The organism is Polaromonas sp. P3_C2 (assembly GCF_056402675.1).
The window spans coordinates 1-1,520 of the sequence record NZ_JBFUGX010000856.1; the positions used below are offsets into that span (position 1 = coordinate 1).

At 66.1% G+C, this 1,520-nt stretch carries 2 protein-coding genes and 1 pseudogene; 2 read left to right on the forward strand and 1 reads right to left on the reverse strand.

Going from position 1 to position 1,520, the window contains the following annotated elements; genetic code table 11:
- Together AC1DWI_RS22745 and AC1DWI_RS22750 are read left to right on the forward strand one after the other, a co-directional pair.
- Nucleotides 1–270 (forward strand): annotated as a pseudogene (locus AC1DWI_RS22745) (oxidoreductase); the annotation flags it as partial.
- Nucleotides 271–346: 76 nt separating this feature from the next.
- Nucleotides 347–688, forward strand: coding sequence for a DoxX family membrane protein (locus tag AC1DWI_RS22750; protein WP_477670511.1), 342 nt, complete (start codon nt 347–349; stop codon nt 686–688).
- An 83-nt stretch (nt 689–771) separates the two neighbouring features.
- Here AC1DWI_RS22750 and AC1DWI_RS22755 read toward each other — a convergent pair.
- Nucleotides 772–1,520 (reverse strand): helix-turn-helix transcriptional regulator (locus AC1DWI_RS22755; RefSeq protein ID WP_477725862.1); only part of this gene is annotated, 749 nt, incomplete at its 5' end.

Below are 1,520 nucleotides of genomic sequence, written 5' to 3' on the forward strand. Positions count from 1 at the left end.
GCTTACGCGCGCTACGACGGTGTCATGGACAAGGTCGGCGAACGCCTCTCGGCGCTGAGCCCCGACCACGCCGACCCGCAAGCCGTGGCCGACGACATCACCCGCATCGTCGGCCTGCCCGCCGGCACGCGGCCTTTCCGCTCGGTGACCGACTTCATCGACGACGGCGCCGGTGAAGTCACCGTGGTGGCCGAACGCGTGCGCGAAGAGTTCGCCCACCGCATCGGCATCGCCGACATGCTCAAGCCCACGGTGCGCCGCACGGCTTGATGGCCTTCATCACACGGTCCGGCTTGAGCCCGGGCCCTGTGGTGCCTCTTCACCATTGATTTTCAGGAGCTTCACCATGCAACCCGCTGTCGTCCTCGCTCTCGCCCGCATCCTCATGGCCCTGGCCTTTATCGGCCCGGGCGCTTCGCACTTCATCGAATCCGTACGGCTGCGCAACTACACAGCCGCCGCCATAGGCGCAGTCGAAGTCGCCGCCGGCCTGGCGCTGGCATTCGGCTGGCAGGTGCGCTGGTTCGCGCTGGCCGCCGCGACTTTTCTCGTGGTGGATGCGTTCATCGCGCACGGCTTCTGGGCCGCCACACCGCAAGCGCTGCGCAACCAGCTGCTGCATTTCTTCAAGAACATTGCGCTGGCGGGCGGCTTTGTGCTGCTGGCTTCAGTGTCGCGTGAGTTTTAAGTGAAATTGGCCTGCAGCTCAATCAGTGCACTGCCTTGTATCTATCTTTTTGGTAGCGTCTGCATGCCGAACCCACCCTCGCGCTACACCGCCGTCTTGGCCCATTCACGCGGCGAGACACCGGTCTTCTGCACAAAAAGCCGCGACAGCGCCGACGCATTGGCATATCCCAGCTGCGCGGCAATGGCCTTGAGTGATTGGCCATTGCGCAGCTCGGCCTGCGCAATGGCCAGCCGCCACGTCGCCAGATAGTTCGCGGGCGTTTGCCCCACTTTTTGTTTGAACAACGGTGCAAACGCACTGCGCGACATGCCGGCCGATTGCGCCAGGCCTTCAAGGCTCCATGCATGGCCCGGGTTTTCATGCACCGCCACCAGCGCGCGCGCCAGGCGCGGTTCGGCCAGCCCGGCCAGCAGGCCCTCGGGAGGGCTGCCTTCTTCCGGATGGTCCAGCAGCCAGCGCAGCAGTTGCAGCAGCAACACCTCAAATAATCGGTCGGCCAGCAGCCGCTGGCCGCAGCGCACCTGCGCGGTCTCGGCAAACAGCAGGGCCAGCGTGTGCTCCAGCCCCGGTACGCGCGCCAGCGGCAATACCACCAGGGCCGGCAGCGCACGCGCCAGCGGGTGGCTGGCGCCGCCGGCGAATGCCAGCGTTGCGCAGGTGAAATCAGCGCCCTCCACCGGTGCATTGTGAAAGTCGTGCGCGAGCGGACGCGGGTAAAACACCAGGCTGGGCTCGCTCACCTTCACCCGCCTGGGCGCACCCGTTGCCGCGCGGTGCGTCACCACCATGGTCCCGCGACGCATCACGTGCAAAAAGCCCAGCCCGGCCT